The 20,771-nt window shown below is 39.1% G+C and carries 18 protein-coding genes and 1 other annotated feature; of the genes, 14 read left to right on the top strand and 4 right to left on the bottom strand.

Annotation, left to right across the window (positions count from 1 at the left end):
* Window positions 1-389 precede the first annotated feature (389 nt).
* The 3 genes from fabF to UE46_RS13095 all read left to right on the top strand — a co-directional run bounded on the left by fabF (window position 390) and on the right by UE46_RS13095 (window position 2,611).
* Window positions 390-1,628, top strand: a complete 1,239-nt coding sequence (gene fabF, locus UE46_RS13105) for a beta-ketoacyl-ACP synthase II (protein ID WP_036059401.1) — start codon at window positions 390-392, stop codon at window positions 1,626-1,628.
* A gap of 115 nt (window positions 1,629-1,743) precedes the next feature.
* Window positions 1,744-2,211 carry a MarR family winged helix-turn-helix transcriptional regulator gene (locus UE46_RS13100; RefSeq protein ID WP_051492814.1) on the top strand — a complete coding sequence of 156 codons (468 nt, stop codon included), beginning with the start codon at window positions 1,744-1,746 and terminating at the stop codon, window positions 2,209-2,211.
* Window positions 2,195-2,611 (top strand): organic hydroperoxide resistance protein, encoded by a 417-nt coding sequence (locus UE46_RS13095; RefSeq protein WP_036059405.1) that lies wholly within the window; start codon window positions 2,195-2,197, stop codon window positions 2,609-2,611. Before UE46_RS13100 ends, UE46_RS13095 begins: the two co-directional genes overlap by 17 nt.
* Window positions 2,612-2,661: 50 nt before the next feature.
* On the opposite strand, the gene trpS is transcribed toward UE46_RS13095, so the two are convergent.
* Both trpS and UE46_RS13085 read right to left on the bottom strand, forming a co-directional pair.
* A complete protein-coding gene (gene trpS / locus UE46_RS13090; protein ID WP_036059409.1) occupies window positions 2,662-3,660 on the bottom strand; it encodes a tryptophan--tRNA ligase in 999 nt (332 codons plus the stop codon).
* 50 nt (window positions 3,661-3,710) lie between these two features.
* Window positions 3,711-3,946 (bottom strand) — a binding site (T-box leader).
* A gap of 47 nt (window positions 3,947-3,993) precedes the next feature.
* Complete coding sequence (locus tag UE46_RS13085; protein ID WP_233230933.1) at window positions 3,994-4,353, bottom strand: DUF3899 domain-containing protein; 360 nt, start codon at window positions 4,351-4,353, stop codon at window positions 3,994-3,996.
* 234 nt (window positions 4,354-4,587) lie between these two features.
* Between UE46_RS13085 and UE46_RS13080 the strand changes: the two genes are divergently transcribed.
* The 10 genes from UE46_RS13080 (at window position 4,588) to pepF (ending at window position 17,728) form a co-directional block, all read left to right on the top strand.
* Window positions 4,588-6,246, top strand: a complete 1,659-nt coding sequence (locus tag UE46_RS13080) for a peptide ABC transporter substrate-binding protein (RefSeq protein ID WP_036059412.1) — start codon at window positions 4,588-4,590, stop codon at window positions 6,244-6,246.
* Between the two features lie 626 nt (window positions 6,247-6,872).
* Complete coding sequence (locus UE46_RS13075; protein ID WP_036059413.1) at window positions 6,873-8,540, top strand: peptide ABC transporter substrate-binding protein; 1,668 nt, start codon at window positions 6,873-6,875, stop codon at window positions 8,538-8,540.
* A gap of 366 nt (window positions 8,541-8,906) precedes the next feature.
* Window positions 8,907-9,833 carry an oligopeptide ABC transporter permease gene (gene opp3b / locus UE46_RS13070; protein WP_036059416.1) on the top strand — a complete coding sequence of 309 codons (927 nt, stop codon included), beginning with the start codon at window positions 8,907-8,909 and terminating at the stop codon, window positions 9,831-9,833.
* A 2-nt stretch (window positions 9,834-9,835) separates the two neighbouring features.
* On the top strand, window positions 9,836-10,855 hold the full coding sequence (gene opp3C / locus UE46_RS13065; protein ID WP_036059419.1) for an oligopeptide ABC transporter permease: 1,020 nt from the start codon (window positions 9,836-9,838) through the stop codon (window positions 10,853-10,855).
* Window positions 10,856-10,872: 17 nt separating this feature from the next.
* Window positions 10,873-11,952: an ABC transporter ATP-binding protein gene (locus tag UE46_RS13060; RefSeq protein WP_036059421.1), complete on the top strand. Its 1,080-nt coding sequence runs from the start codon at window positions 10,873-10,875 to the stop codon at window positions 11,950-11,952.
* Entirely contained in the window at window positions 11,945-12,916 is a 972-nt protein-coding gene (locus UE46_RS13055; RefSeq protein ID WP_036059423.1) for an ABC transporter ATP-binding protein, read from the top strand. Before UE46_RS13060 ends, UE46_RS13055 begins: the two co-directional genes overlap by 8 nt.
* A 339-nt stretch (window positions 12,917-13,255) precedes the next feature.
* Window positions 13,256-13,651, top strand: coding sequence for a transcriptional regulator SpxA (gene spxA / locus UE46_RS13050; protein WP_036059428.1), 396 nt, complete (start codon window positions 13,256-13,258; stop codon window positions 13,649-13,651).
* A gap of 296 nt (window positions 13,652-13,947) precedes the next feature.
* On the top strand, window positions 13,948-14,601 hold the full coding sequence (gene mecA / locus UE46_RS13045; protein ID WP_036059429.1) for an adaptor protein MecA: 654 nt from the start codon (window positions 13,948-13,950) through the stop codon (window positions 14,599-14,601).
* 136 nt (window positions 14,602-14,737) lie between these two features.
* A complete protein-coding gene (locus tag UE46_RS13040; RefSeq protein ID WP_118907689.1) occupies window positions 14,738-15,850 on the top strand; it encodes a competence protein CoiA family protein in 1,113 nt (370 codons plus the stop codon).
* 66 nt (window positions 15,851-15,916) lie between these two features.
* Window positions 15,917-17,728, top strand: coding sequence for an oligoendopeptidase F (pepF, locus tag UE46_RS13035; protein ID WP_036059430.1), 1,812 nt, complete (start codon window positions 15,917-15,919; stop codon window positions 17,726-17,728).
* A gap of 508 nt (window positions 17,729-18,236) precedes the next feature.
* On the opposite strand, the gene UE46_RS13030 is transcribed toward pepF, so the two are convergent.
* Window positions 18,237-18,740, bottom strand: coding sequence for a hypothetical protein (locus tag UE46_RS13030; protein ID WP_036059431.1), 504 nt, complete (start codon window positions 18,738-18,740; stop codon window positions 18,237-18,239).
* 89 nt (window positions 18,741-18,829) lie between these two features.
* On the opposite strand from UE46_RS13030, the gene UE46_RS13025 reads away from it, so the two are divergent.
* Window positions 18,830-19,246: an HTH domain-containing protein gene (locus UE46_RS13025; RefSeq protein ID WP_036059432.1), complete on the top strand. Its 417-nt coding sequence runs from the start codon at window positions 18,830-18,832 to the stop codon at window positions 19,244-19,246.
* A 77-nt stretch (window positions 19,247-19,323) separates the two neighbouring features.
* Here UE46_RS13025 and UE46_RS13020 read toward each other — a convergent pair whose 3' ends face one another.
* The gene (locus tag UE46_RS13020) at window positions 19,324-20,694 is read right to left on the bottom strand and encodes an Nramp family divalent metal transporter (protein WP_036059433.1); all 1,371 of its coding nucleotides are present in this window, start codon (window positions 20,692-20,694) and stop codon (window positions 19,324-19,326) included.
* Between the last annotated feature and the right edge of the window lie 77 nt (window positions 20,695-20,771).

Raw genomic sequence — 20,771 nt, 5'->3', positions numbered from 1 at the left:
CTTGGATAAATTGGCGACAAACGCTCGCATTCTGCAAGTTTGGTGGACTTCCGGTTCTCATGTACAAGTCGTACACTCCGCTTCCGGCTTCCACCAAACTTGCAGAATACAAACGCTTTCGCTCAATTTGTTTAAATCAGAATAAGTAGGCTACCCAGATACCAATTTAATTCCAAATTCTCGGTAGCTCTTAATTTTGTTGTAAGTTTAGTAGTTTGTTTACGCGCAAATGCTAACTTTTTAAGAAATTGACTTTCATTTATGATATAATGAGGGTGTCTTTTTATATTTTTGTTATGTGGTAATAGTAATTTTTCGTAGGACCAACTACTGCTAATATTAGTGGAAGTTATTTTGTATGTGATAATGGTAGAAGAGGAGATGAAATGATGGAGAACAAACGTGTCGTAGTAACGGGTGTTGGTGCTGTTACTCCAATAGGTAATGACGCCAAAACAGCTTGGGAAAATGCCAAAAAAGGTGTGAATGGTGTTGCTGAACTTACACGACTTAATCGCGATGATTTCCCAGTTAAAATAGCTGCGGAACTGAAGGATTTTGATATTGAGAAGTATATTGAGAAAAAAGATGCTCGCAAAATGGACCGCTTCACGCATTATGCGATTGCAAGTTCGGATATGGCGGTTGCCGATGCTGGTTTGACAATTGATGATTCGAATGCCGAGCGCGTTGGTGTTTGGATTGGTTCAGGAATCGGTGGTATGGAAACGTTTGAAACGCAATATGAGGTCTTTTTAAATCGTGGTCACCGCCGCGTTAGCCCATTTTTCGTGCCAATGATGATTCCCGATATGGCGAGTGGTCAAGTGTCGATTCGTCACGGCGCAAAAGGAATCAATTCAGCGACAGTAACGGCTTGTGCTACAGCTACGAACTCGATTGGTGATGCTTTTAAAGTCATCCAACGCGGCGATGCTGACGTGATGATTACCGGTGGTGCTGAGGCGCCAATCACGAAAATGTCCGTTGCAGGCTTCGTTGCCAATAAAGCCTTGTCACTGAATCCAGATCCAGAAACAGCTTGCCGTCCATTCGACGTGGATCGCGACGGTTTTATCATCGGCGAAGGCGCTGGGATCTTTATTTTAGAAGAGCTAGAACATGCCAAAGCCCGCGGTGCTAAAATTTATGCCGAAGTGGTTGGTTACGGCGCGACTGGTGACGCCTACCATATTACTGCTCCAGCTCCAGGCGGAGAAGGTGCCGCTCGTTCGATGCAAATGGCGCTAAATGACGCTCAAATTGGAATCGATGGCGTAGATTATATCAATGCCCACGGTACAAGCACGCCATACAACGATGATTACGAAACACAAGCAATCAAAACAGTTTTTGGCGAGCATGCTAAAAAACTAGCGATTAGCTCTACAAAATCAATGACAGGTCATACACTAGGCGCATCTGGCGGTATTGAAGCGATCTTCAGTGTACTCGCAATCCGCGACAGTGTAGTGCCTCCAACGATTCATTTAAATAATCCAGATCCAGTTTGCGATTTAGACTACGTTCCAAACGTAGCCCGCGAAATGAATGTGGATGTGGCAATGTCCAATTCCTTTGGTTTTGGTGGACATAACGCAACACTTGTTTTCAAGAAATATCAATAATACGACAAAAGGAGATATCTGATTTTGAGATATCTCCTTTTTTTGAGCAAAAAAATAGCTTTTTCATAATGAATAGCTTACAATTAAATTGCGCACAAATTAAATAGGAGGAAGAATCATGGCCAGCCAAAAACGAATCCTAGAAGAACAACTATGCTTTTCTATTTATACTGCCTCACGCGAATTTACAAAATTTTACCGACAGGCATTGGAACCTTTTCAACTTACTTATCCACAATATCTAGTTCTCTTAGCGCTTTGGGAAGAGCCAAAACAGTTAGTTAAAGAACTAGGAAGCCATCTCGCGCTCGACAGCGGAACCTTAACGCCGATGTTGAAACGAATGGAAAACATGGAATGGGTCAAACGATCACGTAGTAAAGACGATGAACGAAAAGTTTACATCGAACTTACCGAGAAAGCAAAAGACATGAAGCAAGCCGTTTTAGAGAGTGTGGATGACTGTATTGCCAAGCTCGCCTTCACGCAAGAAGATTACTTACAGATGCTTCAGGGAGTACAGGAATTGACGACCAAAATACAAGAAAATAATGGAGGAATAAAAAATGAAAAAATTATATGAAACAACAGTAATCAATACCGGCGGACGTAAAGGGGAAGTACATTCTCCAGATAATATTTTCTTCCAAGATATCGTATCACCAAAAGAATTAGGCGGAGAGGGCGGTTCAGGCTCAAATCCAGAACAATTATTCGCAGCCGGCTACTCAGCGTGTTTTAACAGTGCATTAGAACTTGTCATGTCCAAACAAAAAATAGAAGCACCAAGCACAGTCGAAGGAACAGTATCTTTATACAGCGATCCAGAAGACAATGGTTTCAAAATCGGTGTAGTGCTAGACGTTCATATCGAAGGCGTAGACAAAGAAACGGCGCAAAAATTAGTAGAAACCGCACATCAAGTTTGTCCATACTCGAAAGCAACGCGTGGCAACATCGAAGTAGAACTAAACATCATCTAAAAATCAAAATCCCGTCACAGCTCAAAGTCGTGACGGGATTTTTCTGCGTATTATCTTCTTTTACGACCCAAACCGATCGTATTCTCCATTTTCTTCAGCGTTTTATTAGCAACACGGGCTGCTTTTTCTGCGCCTTTATCTAAAATATCATCTAGTTCAGGAGACTTCAAAAAATGCTCATAACGCTCTTGAATCGGCGCTAGTTCATTCACGACAACCTCAGCAAGATCCGATTTAAAATCACCATATCCCTTGCCTTCATATTTTGCCTCAAGTTCTTTGATGGACTCACCAGTAATCGCAGAATAAATCGTAAGCAGGTTTGACACGCCAGGCTTATTCTCTTTATCAAATTGAACGATCCCAGAAGAATCCGTCATCGCGCTCTTAATTTTTTTCGTAATCACATTCGGCGGATCAAGCAAGAAAATCGCGTTCTTCTTGTTATCGTCCGACTTACTCATTTTACGCGTCGGGTCTTGAAGCGACATCACACGTGCGCCTTGTTTCGCAATATAAATATCAGGAACAACAAAAACATCCGTATCCGCATTTTTCTTATTAAATCGCTCCGCTAAATCACGCGTCAGCTCAATATGTTGCTTCTGATCATCGCCAACAGGAACCAAGTCCGTTTGATACAACAAAATATCCGCTGCCATCAATGGAGGGTACGTCAACAACCCAGCGCTTACACCAGCCTTACCAGTCGATTTATCCTTAAACTGCGTCATTCGCTCAAGCTCACCAATATACACGTTACACTGTAAAATCCAAGCCGCCTGCGCGTGCGCTGGAACCTCTGATTGAATAAATAACGTCGACTTCTCTGGATCGAGTCCAACAGCCAAATAAAGCGCTGCTAAATTGCGAATTCGTTGGCGTAACTCCAGGCGGTCCTGCGGTACAGTGATCGCATGCTCATCCACGATACAATAAAAACACTCATATTCCTCTTGAAATTGGCCAAACTGCTTCAAAGCACCAATATAGTTTCCTAAAGTTAAATCCCCACTCGGCTGAATCCCTGAAAAAATAGTCTGTTTCATCATTATTTCCTCCTCATAATCAATAAAAAAACGCCCATCCCAATTATAAAAATAGGGACGAACGTTATATCCGCGGTACCACCCTAAGTATCTCTATTTAAAGAAATCACTTAGCGAAATGAAAAATCATCTCTAAAGATAACGGTTTAACCCGTCATTTGCTACTCCAATGTTCACAAATGATGCCAAAGAGTCCATTCCAAAAAGGTCGCTATCTGTTTTCACCAACCACAGATTCTCTAAAGTAAACGAGCCTAAATCTACTAATCTCTTTGCTAACACATTTAAATATATACCCTCATAATAGCAAGAAATAGACTAGCCGTCAATGCTTTAACTATAGTAAAAACCGAGGGCAATAAAGCTCGTAGCAAGCACGACAAGCGAGCTATACAACAAACTAAGATAACCAACATTCACCAATTTCGACAAAGGCACATCAGCAAACTCATTTTCCTCTTCCCGACGCATTCTCCGAGTCACTTTTCGCATCCCAGTATGGATCAAGTCAAAGAAACCAGATTGCATAATATACAGTATCAAACCGACGAGAAATACAATCGCAGCTACGATAAAGGAAACGTTGATGTAGTAAAGCAGTGAAACTTGCCAATAAAAAGTAAGCATAATAAAAAATATTAAAATCTCTTGAATGACTGCAAAAATTGTTACACGCTTGAGCAAAAATGTCACCTTCCAATCAAAAATTCTCTCTCCACTTTATCATAAATAAAGTAAAAAAACTATTCAATCCAGCATAATAGCGAAATAAATTCAAAAAACTTTAACACAGCAAAAGACTAACGCGCGCAAGGTATTTGCATTTATATAATAAAATTAAATTAATCGAATTTATAAAAACTGCTTTATTTTTCTGAAAAAATAGTATATAGTAATTCTACACTTGAAAAAGGGAGAGGGTTATTTATGAAGTTGAAGAAAAATTGGGGCTTGCTATTGATGCTCACTATCATGACCGCAGTACTTGTGGCATGTGGAGGCGGAGATACAAGCAAAGATGAAGTCAGCACATCAGGCAAGAAAACGGTAAATCTAATGGAATCAGCTGAAATTCCATCGATGGATTCTAAAAAAGGAACAGACGGTGTTAGTTTTACGGCTCAAAACACGGTGTTCGAAGGCTTGTATTATTTGGATAAAGATGATCAAGTACAACCAGGTGTAGCGAAAGCAGATCCCGAAATTAATGATGACCAAACGGTTTACACGATCAAATTACGTGATGATGCTAAATGGTCAAACGGCACATCCGTTACCGCGAAAGATTTCGTATATTCTTGGAGAAAAATAGTAGATCCGAAAACAGCTGCAGAATACGCCGTTATTTTCAGTGGTGTAGTTAAAAATGCAACAAAAATTACAAACGGTGAAATGAAGCCAGAAGAACTTGGCGTAAAAGCAATTGATGATAACACACTCGAAGTAACGCTAGAACAACCAGTTCCATATTTCCATTCGCTACTAACATTCCCAACATTCTATCCACAAAATGAAGAATATGTTGAGAAACAAGGTAAAGACTACGCCAAAGATAGCGAGCATATGATTTATAACGGTGCGTTCACGATGAAAGACTGGAACAACACCAGCAAATCATGGTCGTATGAAAAGAACAATAAGTATTGGAACAAAGGCGATATTAAGTTAGATAAAATCAATCTGCAAGTAATCAAAGATCCAGGAAGCGCTGTAAACTTATATACAACAGGCAAACTTGACCGCGCGACACTTTCCGGTGATTACGCGAAACAAAAACAAAGCGATAAAGATTTCACGTCCAATCTAGATGCTTTCGTTTATTTCCTCAAATTTAATCAGAAGCTAGATGGTAAAGCGACCATTTTTGCCAATGAAAATGCACGTAAAGCTATCGCAACTGTGATAGACAAAGAAACGATGGTGGATACTGTCCTTGCCAACGGTTCTGAACCAATTGACGGGCTCGTACCATCGAAGTTCACCTTTAATCCTGAAACAAAAGAAGATTTCCGCAAAGAAAACGGCGATCTATTAACGTATGATAAAGCTAAAGCACAAGAATACTGGAAGAAAGCAAAACAAGAACTAGGACAAGACAGTATTACACTTGAGTTCCTTAGCGACGACCAAGAATTCAGTAAAAAAATGTCCGAATACATCCAAAACGAACTTCAAACAAGTCTAGATGGCCTAAAAATAAACATCAAAACAGTGCCATACAAATCACGTTTGAAATTGGATGAAACACAAGATTACGAACTACAACTAGCACGTTGGGGCCCGGATTATCAAGATCCATCCACATTCCTTGGCGTATTCGAAACAACAAGTAGCTATAACCGTTCAAGCTATTCGAACCCAGAATACGACAAATTGCTAAAAGAAGCAGCAACAACACTAGCAACAAAACCAGAAGAACGTTGGAAAGCACTTCTACAAGCAGAGAAAATTCTCATCGAACAAGATACGGGCGTAGCACCACTTTATCAAAATGGCGTAGCAGCACTACAAAATCCAAAAATGACAGGTTTCGTTTCGCATCTATTCGGCGCACCGTATTCTTATCAGTGGATTGAGATTAAATAAACAAGGGCTTAAAGGCGAAGTATTTCTCCTATTATTAGGGAGAGGTACTTCGCCTTCCTTCTATAAAGAATAAATGGAAATGAAACCCTCATCAGCGCGAATATCTAACAAAACTAGTTAAATTTTCTGTCATTGAGAGATAGCTTGGAAATGGCTTATATAAACACTTTGTAAATTTTTTGTTAAAGTTTTTTTATTTTTTAGTGTATTTATGTAGACAGATGACGAAAAAAAGTATATAAATAAATATAATCCTACTAAAAGTTAGTGGATTGTATTTCGACTAAATATTATACATTCAAAAATAAAATTGTTTTCGAGTACATAACGTGTTTGAAACAGTGGAGCATTGGATCATATTATTTTAATCGATTTATTTATTCAGAAAACTTAATAAAAGGGAAAAGATAATTGCTAGATTCACACAAAGTGATAGATTACCAGAACAATGTTCATTTGGCATTGGGATAGGCTAATTGTGTCAGTTTGCGGAAATTTTGCAATAACTTATAACTTTCATCCTTGTTTTCGTATATTTCGAAAAAATAATTTACAAAGCTCAAATTTTTAGAGTATAATAGTAAGCGGAATGATTTTTCTGAAAAATAAAAAAGGGAGGTTTACTAATGAAAAAATCTAAATTGTTTTTAGTTTTAGGATTAACATTAGTACTAAGCGTGGTACTAGCAGCATGTGGAGGCGGAAGTGATTCCAAATCTAGTGGAGGCTCAAAAGATTCGGAGCAAGTATTGAACTTGATGGAATCAGCACTTATCCCATCAGCGGATAGTACCAAAGCAGATGATGCAGTTGGATTAAACGTAATTAACCAAACAAATGAAGGTCTGTATGCACTTGATAAAGATGGTGTAGCTCAACCTGCAGGCGCTACTGAGAAAGCAACAGTTAGTGACGACAAAAAAGTTTATACATTCAAACTTCGCGATGATGCAAAATGGTCTAATGGAGATCCTGTAACAGCGCAAGATTATGTATACTCATGGCAACGTGCCGTAGATCCAACAACAGCAGCAACTTATTCTTACTTATTTGATGGATTAGTTCAAAATGCTTCTGAAATCATCAAAGGTGAGAAAAAACCTTCTGAATTAGGAATCAAAGCAGTAGACGATAATACATTAGAAGTAACATTGGTTCAACCAACGGCTTACTTCGATTCATTACTAGCATTCCCAACATTCTTCCCACTTAACCAAAAGTTTGTTGAAAGTAAAGGCGATAAATACGCTTTAGATAGCGATAGCATCCTTTACAACGGACCATTCAAATTAACTGATTGGAACGGAACAGGTAAAACTTGGGCGTTCGTACCGAATGATAAATATTGGGATAAAAAAGCTGTTAAACTGAAGAAGATTAACGTACAAGTAGTTCAAGATCCAGGAACTAGCGTAAACTTATATAATACTGGTAAATTAGACAAAGCTCTATTATCAGCTGAATATGCAGCACAAAACAAAGGTAAAGACGACTATAAAGTAGAAGAAGAGTCATCTGTATTCTACATTAAATTTAACCAAGAACGTAATGGTAAGAAAACACCACTTGCGAACAAAAACATCCGTACAGCCCTAGCGCTTTCTATGGACAAACAAAGCTATGTAGATACTGTTCTACAAAACGGTTCTATCCCAGCAAACGGTTTAGTTCCTAAGAAATTCACTTTCGATCCTAAAGATAACAAAGACTACCGCGATGAAGTTGGCGATGTTGGAACTTATGATTTAGATGCAGCGAAAAAAGCTTGGACACAAGGTTTGAAAGAACTAGGCGTTACTTCATTAAACCTTGAATTTACAAGTGATGATACAGAAAATGCGAAAAAATCAAGTGAATTCTTACAAAACCAATGGGAGAAAAACCTATCTGGCTTGAAAGTAACGCTTAAAAACGTACCATTTAAAATCCGTTTAGCAAATGACCAAAAACAAGATTATGATTTCTCTATGAGTGCTTGGGGACCAGATTATCAAGATCCATCTACCTTCTTGAACTTATTCACAACAGGCAATACACAAAACAGAATGAGCTATTCTAACGCAGATTATGACAAGATCATGGATCAAGCGTCAGGTGCTCTTGCTGGTGATTCACAAGCTCGTTGGGACGAAATGCTTAAAGCAGAACCAATTCTAATCACAAAAGATCAAGCGATTCAACCACTTTACCAACGTGCGAAAGCATTCTTGGAACAACCATACGTGAAAGATCTACAAAAAAATGCGTTTGGTCCTGATTATACGTTCAAAAACACGTATATCTCTGGAAAATAAGTTTAACGCATATGATTTAAGAAATGCTTGACTTTGATTGAGAGAGTATATTCTATATACTCTCTCTTTTGATGATGAATAAGGATTAGTTACATATCCGAATGATAAACAATGAAAAAATCAGTTTATTATGCTTGAGTTGCAGAATACTCGAAATGAATTTTTAGACAGCTTGATGTGTTTGTTACGAAAGGGATTTGTTCTAAACTTAATGAAATAAGCATCGCTGGAATCTCTTTATAAATCGAGCCATTATGAAAAGCTAGAAAAAAACAGTTAATTAGAAAACAAAGCTCGCTATGGTTGCAGGCTTATGATAAAATAAGAAAATATTCTATAAAATAAATTGTATCGGGGGGTGTAGAGATGATTAAATATGGATTAAAAAGGCTAATGTATATGGTAATTACGATGTTCATTATCGCGACAGTGACATTCATTTTAATGCAATATCTACCGGGTTCACCGTATCGTAATGAAGCAAAAATGTCACCAGAGCAAATTCAGATTATGAATGATCAATATGGATTAAATGATCCAGTGCCAGTACAATATCTTCGCTACATGGGGGATTTGTTACACGGTGATTTAGGGGTATCTTTCCAGTTGGACAATAGACCGGTATCTGAAATTCTAGGAAATCTGATAGGGCCTTCGATAACGATTGCATTAGAAGCTATTGTTTTTGGACTATTATTTGGTATTATTCTTGGTGTTATAGCCGCAATGTATCAGAATAAATGGCCCGATTATACGAGTACCTTTATAGCGATATTAGGGAAATCTATTCCTTCATTCGTATTCGCAGCACTCTTGCAGTATTGGATTGGTGCAAAATTGGAATGGCTACCCGTTGCTGGTTGGGGTACATTTGAATACACGATACTACCAGCTCTGGCACTCGCTATGTTCCCACTCGCCACAGCCGCCCGTTTTATGAGAACGGAGCTTATCGACGTGTTTGGTTCGGATTATGTGTTACTGGCCAAAGCCAAAGGGAATAATCGTGTGGAAGTTGCATGGAAACACGCGATTCGTAATGCACTGATTCCGCTTATCACAGTTATTGGCCCGCTTTCCGTTGCGCTAATGACAGGTTCACTTGTTATTGAAAATATCTTTGGTATTCCAGGTATCGGAAGCCAGTTCGTTTCAGCTATACAAACAAATGACTATCCTGTAATCATGGGGACAACGTTGCTTTTTGCAGCTATGCTTGTTTTCGTTATTCTAGTGGTAGATATTCTTTACGGATTGATTGACCCTCGAATCCGTGTGTCGGGAGGTAAATAATAATGACGGAGCCAAAAATTTCAAAAGAATTATTTCAACCCGCACATATCGATGCCTCAGAACATGAGAAAATTCTTCGTCCAAGTCTTACTTTTATGCAAGATTCTTGGATTAGAATTAGAAAAAATAAAGCGGCACTTGTCAGCATTATTGTTTTAGTTTTGATTATCATTATGTCTTTTGTAGGGCCGTTAATTTCGGGTTATACATTTGAAGAACAAACAACAACGGAAGCATCTTTACCGCCGAAAGTACAAGGTTTTGATAATATGCCTTTTTGGAATGGTAAACAAAATATCAATGGTGAAGAAGTAGATGTTTATAAACAAAAGAATGTACCAGCAGACACGTATTACTGGTTTGGGACGGATACGCTCGGTCGTGACCAATTCACTCGTGTTTGGAAAGGAACGCAAATATCCTTATTCATTGGTTTAGTTGCTGCCTTCTTTGACTTAATTGTAGGTGTAACTTACGGTATGATCTCTGGTTTCTCTGGTGGTCGTGTCGATAATTTCATGCAACGTATCTTGGAAGTTGCTTCGGCGATTCCAAACTTAGTTGTCGTTATTTTAATGCTACTCGTTCTCGATCCTGGTATCATGTCGATTATTATCGCGATTGCGATGACCAGTTGGATAACGATGGCCCGGGTTGTTCGTGGGCAAGTTTTGAAATTAAAAGATCAAGAGTTTGTTTTAGCATCTAAAACGCTCGGTGGTTCTACGCCAAGTATTTTATTTAAGCATTTACTGCCTAACTTATCAGGCGTTATCATTATTAACGTTATGTTCAGTATTCCGAGTGCGATATTCTTCGAGGCTTTCTTAGGATTTATCGGACTAGGTATTCCAGCGCCACAAGCATCTCTTGGAACGCTTATTAGTGAAGGGTACAAGACCTTGCAAGTTTTACCGTACATGGTTCTTTATCCAACGCTCGTACTATGTATTATCATGATTGCATTTAACTTAATTGCTGACGGCTTACGTGATGCGTTTGATCCGAAAATGCGTGATTAAAGGTGAGGTGAGGAAGAATGGAAAAACTATTAGAAGTAAAAGACCTGCATATTTCGTTCCACACGTATGCTGGTGAAGTACAAGCAATTCGTGGCGTGAGCTTTGACCTAATTAAAGGAGAAACACTAGCAATTGTTGGTGAGTCTGGTTCGGGTAAATCCGTAACAACAAAGTCTATCATGCGTTTATTGCCAGAAAGCAATTCCAAAATTAAATCAGGAGAAATCCTATTTAACGGTATAGATATCGCGAAAGCATCTGAAAAACAAATGCAAAAAATTCGTGGTAAAGAAATTTCGATGATTTTCCAAGATCCGATGACCTCATTAAATCCAACAATGACTGTCGGCAAACAAATTGCAGAGCCAATCATCAAACACCAAAAGATTGGTAAAAAAGAGGCCTTGCAAACAGCGCTTCGTTTACTGCAACTTGTTGGTATTCCAAATGCAGAAGAACGTTTGAAGCAATATCCGCATCAGTTCTCTGGTGGTATGCGTCAACGTGTTGTTATCGCGATTTCGCTCGCTTGTAATCCACAAATCCTGATTGCCGATGAACCAACAACGGCACTCGACGTGACGATTCAAGCGCAAATTTTAGATTTGATGAAGGATTTACAGAAAAAAATTGATACATCGATCATCTTCATTACGCATGACCTTGGTGTTGTTGCGAATGTTGCGGATCGTGTAGCTGTTATGTACGGCGGTAAGATCGTTGAAATTGGAACGGTTGATGAAATTTTCTATAATCCGCAACATCCATATACGTGGGGACTTATTAGTTCGATGCCGACTTTGGATACGGAAGAAGAAGAGCTTTTTGTTATTCCAGGTACGCCTCCTGATTTACTGGATCCTCCAAAAGGAGATGCCTTTGCTGCGCGTAATCAATATGCGATGCAAATCGATCTAGAACAGGAGCCACCAATGTACAAAATCTCTGACACGCATTATGCAGCAACGTGGTTATTGCATCCAGATGCACCAGAGGTAACTCCTCCTGATGCCGTATTACGTCGTCAAGAACAATTTGCAGCGACACATCCTGGTATGCAAGCTGTTCATGCGAAGGGGGTTGAAGTAGATGGCTGAGAAGGAAAAATTACTCGAAATTAAGAATTTAAAGCAATACTTCAATAAAGGAAAATCAAGCGAAGTTCGCGCTGTAGATGGTATCTCTTTTGATATCTATAAAGGCGAAACACTTGGACTTGTAGGCGAATCTGGTTGTGGTAAGTCAACAACTGGACGCACAATTATTCGCTTATACGATGCCACTGATGGTCAAGTTTTATATGATGGTGTTGATGTGCATGGTCGTAAATCACGTACAGAAATGCATGAATTCCGTCGCAAAATGCAAATGATTTTCCAAGATCCATATGCATCATTAAATCCGCGTATGAAAGTGAAGGACATCATTGCAGAGGGTATTCGTATTCATGGTTTAGCAAAAACACCATCTGACTTAACGAATCAAGTCTATGAATTGCTTGAAACAGTTGGTTTGAGCAAAGAGCATGCTGGTCGTTATCCACATGAATTCTCTGGTGGTCAACGTCAACGTATCGGGATTGCTCGTGCGCTTGCGGTTCAACCAGAATTTATCATTGCCGATGAGCCAATCTCAGCACTCGATGTTTCGATTCAAGCTCAAGTAGTCAATTTGCTAAAACAGTTACAAAAAGAAAAAGGCCTGACATACCTATTTATCGCGCATGATTTGTCAATGGTTAAATATATTAGTGATCGTATTGGTGTGATGTACTTCGGTAAATTGGTGGAATTAGCACCGGCTGATGATTTATATCGCGCACCACTACATGCTTATACCGAATCACTACTTTCTGCAATCCCACTTCCTGATCCTAATTATGAACGGACACGTATTCGTAAAACATACGATCCAGCGATTCATAATTATACGGGAAATGAAGATTTGCAGATGCGTGAAATCGCGCCAGGACATTTTGTACTATGTTCTCCTGAAGAAGTAGTAACATATCAAGAGAAACATGCAAGATTAACGGCAGAAGCAGCAGTTCCAGCAGAATAAAAATTTTCAGAGCCGTTCTCTATTTTTGAGGACGGTTCTTTTTATGGCGGACAAATTCCAATAGTTATCTCATATTATTCTCATGAAATTCTCATTTTAGAAGCTCTATTTTCATCTTATTCTAGTTTTAAAGAGGTATAGTGAGGGTACATACATATAACGAGTTAATTTCAATAATTATTTCACTTGGAGAACTTTTTTTAAAATAGTGTATTGCTTTTTGCTATTTTGGTGTATAATGAAAGTAGGTCTTAAAAGAGATCGTTTCCAATAGATATATTGTTAGGAAATTCGTTACATTGAATGAAACAATAAACCAATAAGGAGTGTGAATGTCTAATGGTAACGTTATACACTTCACCAAGTTGTACGTCTTGTCGTAAAGCACGTGCATGGCTAGAGGAACATGATATCCCTTACAAAGAGAGAAACATATTCTCTGAGCCACTAAGTTTAGGGGAAATCAAAGAAATTTTAAGAATGACAGAGGATGGTACGGATGAGATTATATCCACACGTTCTAAGACATTCCAAAAATTAAATGTGGATTTAGATAGTTTGCCACTTCAAGAATTATTTGAGCTAATTCAAAAAAATCCAGGGTTGCTAAGACGTCCGATTATTATTGATGAGAAACGTCTACAAGTGGGCTATAACGAAGATGAAATTCGTCGTTTCTTACCACGCCGAGTTCGTACGTATCAATTACGTGAAGCTCAAAAACTGGTTAATTAATCTTATTTGGACTACCAATGCTTTTCTAGGTATTGGTAGTTTTTTTGAGCAAATTCATGTTTTTAGGGTTATTCACATGATTTTATTATAAAATATAGCGCTTTTTATGGAAATAAGGAGTTTCTACTCTTGAATTATGGGTAAATATAGGCTAAGATAGTATTCTTCAATAAAATAGTGGCTTTTGTGAGAATCAATTATTAGCCCTTTTTTTTGAATTACGCTACAATGATACTAACAACAAATGAATTACCCTTCATTGTCAATGTTGAAGATGGAAGGGAGAGTGTGTGACGATGGAAATTGAACGTATTAATGAGAATACAATAAAGTTTTATATCTCTTATATGGATTTAGAAGAACGCGGCTTTAATCATGAGGAAATATGGTACGACCGCGAGAAAAGCGAGGAGCTTTTTTGGGATATGATGGATGAACTTAAGTATGAAGATGAGTTCTCTCCGGATGGACCACTCTGGATTCAGGTACAGGCTTTAAAGCATGGATTAGAAGTGCTCGTAACGAAAGCGAATCTAGGAAAAGGCGAAACTGGTTTTGAGATCAACATGGATCAGGCCGATGAGCTTGCTGAGGAACGTATTGAGAAGCTACTAGAAGAGCATTTTACTCCGTCCACAATTATTGAGGGTACGGAAGAAGATACGTTAGAGTTCATTCTGGAATTCCGTGAATTTGAGGATTTGATCACGTTGTCTAAGGCGACGGGACTCGATCAGCTATCCACGAAGCTTTACCATTACAAAGATAAATACTATCTATATGTAGAGTTTCCAGAAGCAAAATTTGATGAAAAGAACATTGACAATGTTGTCAGTATTTTATTAGAGTATGGGGATGAAACGAATTTAACTGGATATGTACTTGCCGAGTACGCAAAAGTTATTTTCGAGGATCCTGCGTTACCGCAAGTGAAGAAATTTTTTAACTAAAAAAGCTTTTTGGCTCGATTTACGCTGTGAAAAACACGTGAATCGAGTCTTTTTGCGTTTTTAGAAAAAGAAGAAGGAACTGGCGAACTTTGGGCGAATATAGTTAGTATACAGACCAAGAGAGGCAGTGAAAGCAATGTTTACCGCAAAGGACCAAACTGGAAAAATAATTGTCGTGACGAGAGGAAATATAGAATTTTTAAAGAAAAAACGAGCGCAGTATTCGTGTAGCTGTTGCGAGGAACGGGTAATCTTGAAGGCTGGTGAGATTAATACGCCTCATTTTGCCCATCTGGCGTCAAGTAAATGCAAGTTTGCGTCGGAAGGTGAGTCTGAACGACATCTGAATGGAAAAAAGTATTTTTTGGAATGGCTTATTCTGCAAGACCACCAGACGGATGTAGAGGTGTATTTAAGCGAAATAAAGCGACAGGCGGATATTCTTGTGGATGGGCATACTGTGATCGAGTATCAATGCTCTACTGTCCCTGTGAAGGAGTTGCGCCAACGAACCGAGGATTATCTTATGGCGGGGCTTTGCGTACATTGGATTCTCGGGCAAGACATACGGATGGTGAAGGGAAGATATTATTTGACGGCTTTCCAACAGGCTTTTATTAAGAAGGGTCCGAAACTGGGGTATTATTTGATGCAGTATTTACCAGAAAATAACCGCTGGACTTTGTTGTATCATATTACGATGGATACGACTAATCGGTTTTATGCGCGGGCAATGACGTTTGAAGGGCGAGTCCAGCTAGGTGTTATTAAGCGTGCGGTACAGCGGATCAAGTATGCTAGTTTTTATGTGAAACGAGATGTTGCTTTTGAGCGGCAGAAGCAATGTTATTTCTATACGCGATTTAAGAAGCAGAGTACATTTTTGAGGGATGTATATGAGCAAGGCTATCATCTGCAGTACTTACCGATGGAGGTGGGGGTTGTTTTACCAATGCAATTTAGAGTGAAAACACCTGCGATGGAGTGGCAATTTTATTTGTGGAAATCGTTTTTGCGGATGTTGGATCGTGGTGATTCCTTTGAAGTGACGGGGGTAATGACTTTATTTGAGAAACATGTGGTTTTGATGCCGCTTATTTGGGATGAATACCGCGCGGAGCTTTGCCTGGAATACTTGCAATTCCTTTGTAAACAGGGAATTTTGCGGGCGGATGGGGTGGAGCGATATGTTGTGTTACAGCAGATGAAGGAAGTGGTGAACGAAGAGGCTCGCTTTTTGGATATCTGATTTTTGCAATTTCATTTGGATTAGCTCATAATGAATGAAAAAGTAATTATTGGAGGTATAAGATTTATGAGTGAGAAAAAAGTAGCCGCACTACCAGCACGTGAAGAAGTGCCCGTAGAACTAACATGGGACTTAACGACAATTTTTAAAAGTGATGATGCGTGGGAAGCATCTTTTGTAGCATTAAAGGAAGAAGTGAAGGAGGCGCAGGCATTTCAAGGAAAGCTGGGCGAGAGTAGCGATATGTTGTTGCAAGCAATGCGCTATCGTGATGAGCTCTATGATCGTTTAGGGAACTTGTATGTCTATGCTCATTTGAAACAGGATCAGGATACGACGAATACGACATATCAGGGATTGTATAGTCGTGCTGGTAGTTTATTGACGGAAGCTTCGGCTGCTATTTCTTATTTTGAACCAGAGATTTTAGCGATAGATGAGGCGAAATTGAAAGGCTTTATCGCGGAGAATGCTGATTTACGATTGTATGCGCATTTGTTGGAAGAAGTGAACTTGAACCGTCCGTTTGTTTTGTCGGAGAAGGAAGAAGCTTTATTGGCGCAGGCTGGGGAAGTTTTGGGAAATGCTTCGCGAACGTATAGTATTTTAAATAATGCGGATATGAAGTTTCCTGAGATCGAGGACGAGAATGGGAATATGGTGGAAATTACGCATGGTCGTTATGGAAAAATGATGGAAGGTAAGAATCGGGATGTTCGTAAGGCGGCATTTAAAGGTATGTATGGTGCTTATGAGGGCTTGAAGAATACAATCGCTACGACGCTAACGGGGCAAGTGAAGAAGGGAAATTTTTATGCGAAGGTTCATGGGTTTGAATCGGCGCGACATGCGGCTTTGTTTGGCAATCATATTCCAGAGGCTGTGTATGACTCGTTGTTGGAGGCTGTGAACGATCAGTTGTCGTTGCTACAGCGTTATGTGGGTCTTCGCAAGCAGTTGCTTGGATTGGATGAATTGCGGATGTATGATATGTATACGCCGCTCTCAACGGATGTACATTTGGCGTTCACGTATGACGAAGCGAAAGATATTGTTTTGAATGGACTAGCGCCTTTGGGGGAAGAATACCAGGGGATTTTGAAGGAAGCATTTGAGAGTCGTTGGATTGATGTTGTTGAAAATAAAGGGAAACGTAGTGGTGCTTATTCATCGGGTGCTTATAGTACGAGTCCGTATATCTTGATGAATTGGCAGGATACGATTGATAATGTGTTTACGCTGGCGCATGAGTTAGGTCATAGTGTGCATAGTTACTATACGCGTGAAAATCAGCCATTTGTGTATGGGGACTATCCGATTTTCTTGGCAGAGGTTGCTTCGACGACGAATGAGAACTTGTTGACGGATTATATGTTGAAGAAATATGATGATCCAAAAGTGCGTGCCTATTTGCTGAATCATTATTTGGACGGTTTTAAAGGAACGGTATTCCGTCAAACGCAATTTGCTGAGTTTGAGCATTTTATTTATCAGGCGGATCAGAAGGGTGAGGCGTTAACGGCTGAATTCTTAACGGAGAATTATTTTGCTATCAATGAGAAGTATTATGGCAGTGAGATTGTATATGATGAGGAGATCGGGCTGGAATGGTCGCGGATTCCGCATTTCTATATGAATTATTATGTGTTCCAATATGCGACAGGATTCAGTGCGGCATCAGCGCTTAGTGATCGGATTTTACATGGTAGTGCAGAAGACATTGAGCATTATTTGGCATTTTTAAAAGCTGGAAGTTCTGATTTTCCAATTGAGGTGTTGAAAAAAGCTGGGGTGGATATGACTACGTCTAAACCCGTGACGGATGCGTTGAAAGTTTTTGAGCAGCGTTTGAATGAGCTGGAAGAATTGGTGAAGTAGATTTGGTTTTTTGTTTATCTTTGTGAAAAATAGTGATGTGAATAAATAAATATTATTTTTGTTATTGATAAAATAGGGTTCTTCATTGAGAATCCTATTTTTGTTTTTTTATGAAAAATATTCTGGATTTTGGAGTATAAAGGCTTTGTTAAATGGAAAACATCTGATTTGAGATGAAATAAGCATGATATTATGACTTATTATTTGTTTAGGGATATTGTTATATACGAATGAAGATTATCTGGTAGGATGAGTCGATTTAGATCACTAAAAAAAATCTTTGTGAAACATTGAATTATTATCTTAGATGTGGTATATTATTGACGTGAAATAAATCACAATACAAATACCCCCTTTATTTGATTGTGTGAATTTCTCCTTTTGATTGCGCTGAGAAAAGCCGTGGCCTTGTGTTGCGGCTTTTTTCGTTAGTATTGCTAATAAAAATGTTGAGGTAGATTATTTCCTACCCCAACATTTTCTATAGAACCGAATTTATAGCCTCTATTTATTTAATTTGCCACATGATAATTCCAGAACCGAATGCTTTTCCAACAGAAACTCCACCATAATAAGCATTTCCATATAATTGAGCTTGAAAAGTGCTTCTAAGTAGTGGTTGTGATATGTGCCCAGCAAAGCTATTAACAGGAGTGTTACCGTGTAATAAACCAGAATTCGTATTGGTCACACGTATTGTTCCTTTGAATGAGTTTGCGGATACGTACATAGTGGTTCGCCAGTTGATGTAGTTTGGTTTGAATGTAACCCAAAGTTTCAATTGTCCGACTAATTTAGTACTTCTTAATAATTTTACAGGACTTTGTAAATTGGGCTCAGCCATTATGTCTACTGTTGCTGAGTCTTGCCCTAGACTAACTCCTTCAAAAGCTTCAGCTGCTTCTTCTGGTGTAATTTCTGCATGCGGATTACTAGGTGATATAAAAAATAATCCCCCTGAAATTAGTAATAAGGCTCCTAGATATTGAACTATATTTCTTGTTATGTTCATTTTATCCCTCTTTTCTTTGTTGTTTTATTCACATTGATGGTATCATTAGTTTTGTAGGAAATCAAATTATTTGTAAAGGAGTGAACAAATTGTTCGATGGAACTATTCAATCAGGAACTGCTATTTTAAAAGATAAGTACGGCCTTACAGAGAAATCGGTCTCAAAGCTGTTAGGTATAGATGTAATAAATCTGGACGAGGATTATAGGTCTAACCCTGACAGCCGAACTACTCATGCGGAATATATATTACCTTTTTTGGTAGGATCTCTTGATGCAACAAGTGATGATGAAAAATTATTAGGAGTTATTGATGGATTGATTCATTATTTTGATCTGAGTATTGAAACGTTGGCTTTGTATGCAGAAATAACACCAGATGAGATGAAAAATTTTATTAGCGATTCTAATTCTCTTGTAGTAGAGAAAAAATATCATATGGGAATGCGAATTATGTTAATTCACTTTGTTTTAAAGGAATCTTATCGCTTAGAAATGGATAATTAAAAATGATGTTTCTAAAGTAGTTTAAAATAAAAATCCAGGGTAACTCATGAAAATGAGTTACCCTGGATTTTATTTTTTTAACCGAGTCCTGAAAGGGTTTGGATGATTAATTGGATGTTCAGTACGCTGAGCACGATGGTTATGATCCATGCTAGGCTAGTGACCCATAAGCGGTTTCGGAATTCGCCCATTAGTTTTTTGCTACTGGTGAAAATTGTGAGTGGGATCATGGAGAATGGTAGCGCAATACTTAGGAAAACTTGGGTGTAGATTAGGAGTTGCTCGACTGCGTTCTCTTGGTCGCCGTAAATCACGATACAGATAATGACTGGAATGATAGCGAGTATTCGTGTGATTAGTCGGCGCATCCAGACGGGTAATTTCATGTGGATGAAGCCTTCCATGACGATTTGACCGGTTAATGTTCCTGTGATTGTCGCGTTTTGCCCTGATGCGAGTAAGGCGACTGCGAAGAGAACGCTTAGGGCCGGACTCGCAATGGCGCCAACAATGGCATTATTTTGCAGAGCATCGTAGAGTTGGGTGAACTGACCTAGGTTGCTGGTATCTTGTCCGAAAAATAGGGCTGCGCCTAGAATAAGAAGTAGGCAGTTGACGATGAATGCTGCGGTTAGCTGAATATTGGAATCAATTGTCGAAAATTTGATGGCTTCTTTGAGTGATTTTTTATCGTTACGATCGTATTTTCGAGCTTGAACGATCGATGAATGTAGGTAGAGATTGTGTGGCATAACGGTCGCGCCGATGATGCCGAGTGCTAGGAATAGTGCGCCTTTGTCTGTGATAACTTCTTTTTGTGGGACGAATCCGCCGAGTAGGTCGGAAACGTTAGGTTGAGATAGTATGACTTCGTATAAAAAGATCACAAGGATAGTTAGGATGAGTGTTACGACGATGGCTTCTATTTTGCGGAAGCCGAATTTTGCTAGTACGAGAAGTAGGAAAACGTCGAGCACTGTTATGATAACGCCGAGTATGAGTGGTATGCCGAATAGCAGGTTTAGGGCTACGGCGCTACCGATGACTTCTGCAATATCGGTTGCCATGATGGCGAGTTCGGCAATAATCCACAGAACAAATCCGCCTTTTTTTCCGGTTTTTAAGCGGGTGGCTTGGGCGAGGTCAAGGCCGGTAACGATGCCGAGTTTGGCACACATGCTTTGGAGTAACATAGCGATAAGGCTGGACATCAGGATGACGCTTAGTAGTAGATAGCCATATTGTGATCCACCTTGAATCGAGGTGATCCAGTTACCAGGATCCATGTAGCCAACTGCGACGAGCGCACCAGGGCCTGAGTAAGCTAAGAGTTTACGCCAGAAGCCGCCGTTTTTTGGAATGCTAACGCTATTATTTATTTCTCCTAAACTGGAACCGTTTGGAGGGGTGTGTTTTATTATTTTTTTATCGTTTTTTTTATCAGTCATATTCAAAATCCTCTCAATGTTTCCTTAGTGCAACAAAATTAGTTTAATGCAATGAGAGCGAAATTGCAAGTTTTATG

This window comes from Listeria weihenstephanensis (assembly GCF_003534205.1).
GTDB classification, from domain to species: domain Bacteria; phylum Bacillota; class Bacilli; order Lactobacillales; family Listeriaceae; genus Listeria_A; species Listeria_A weihenstephanensis.
This window is presented reverse-complemented; position numbering and strand designations above follow the sequence as displayed.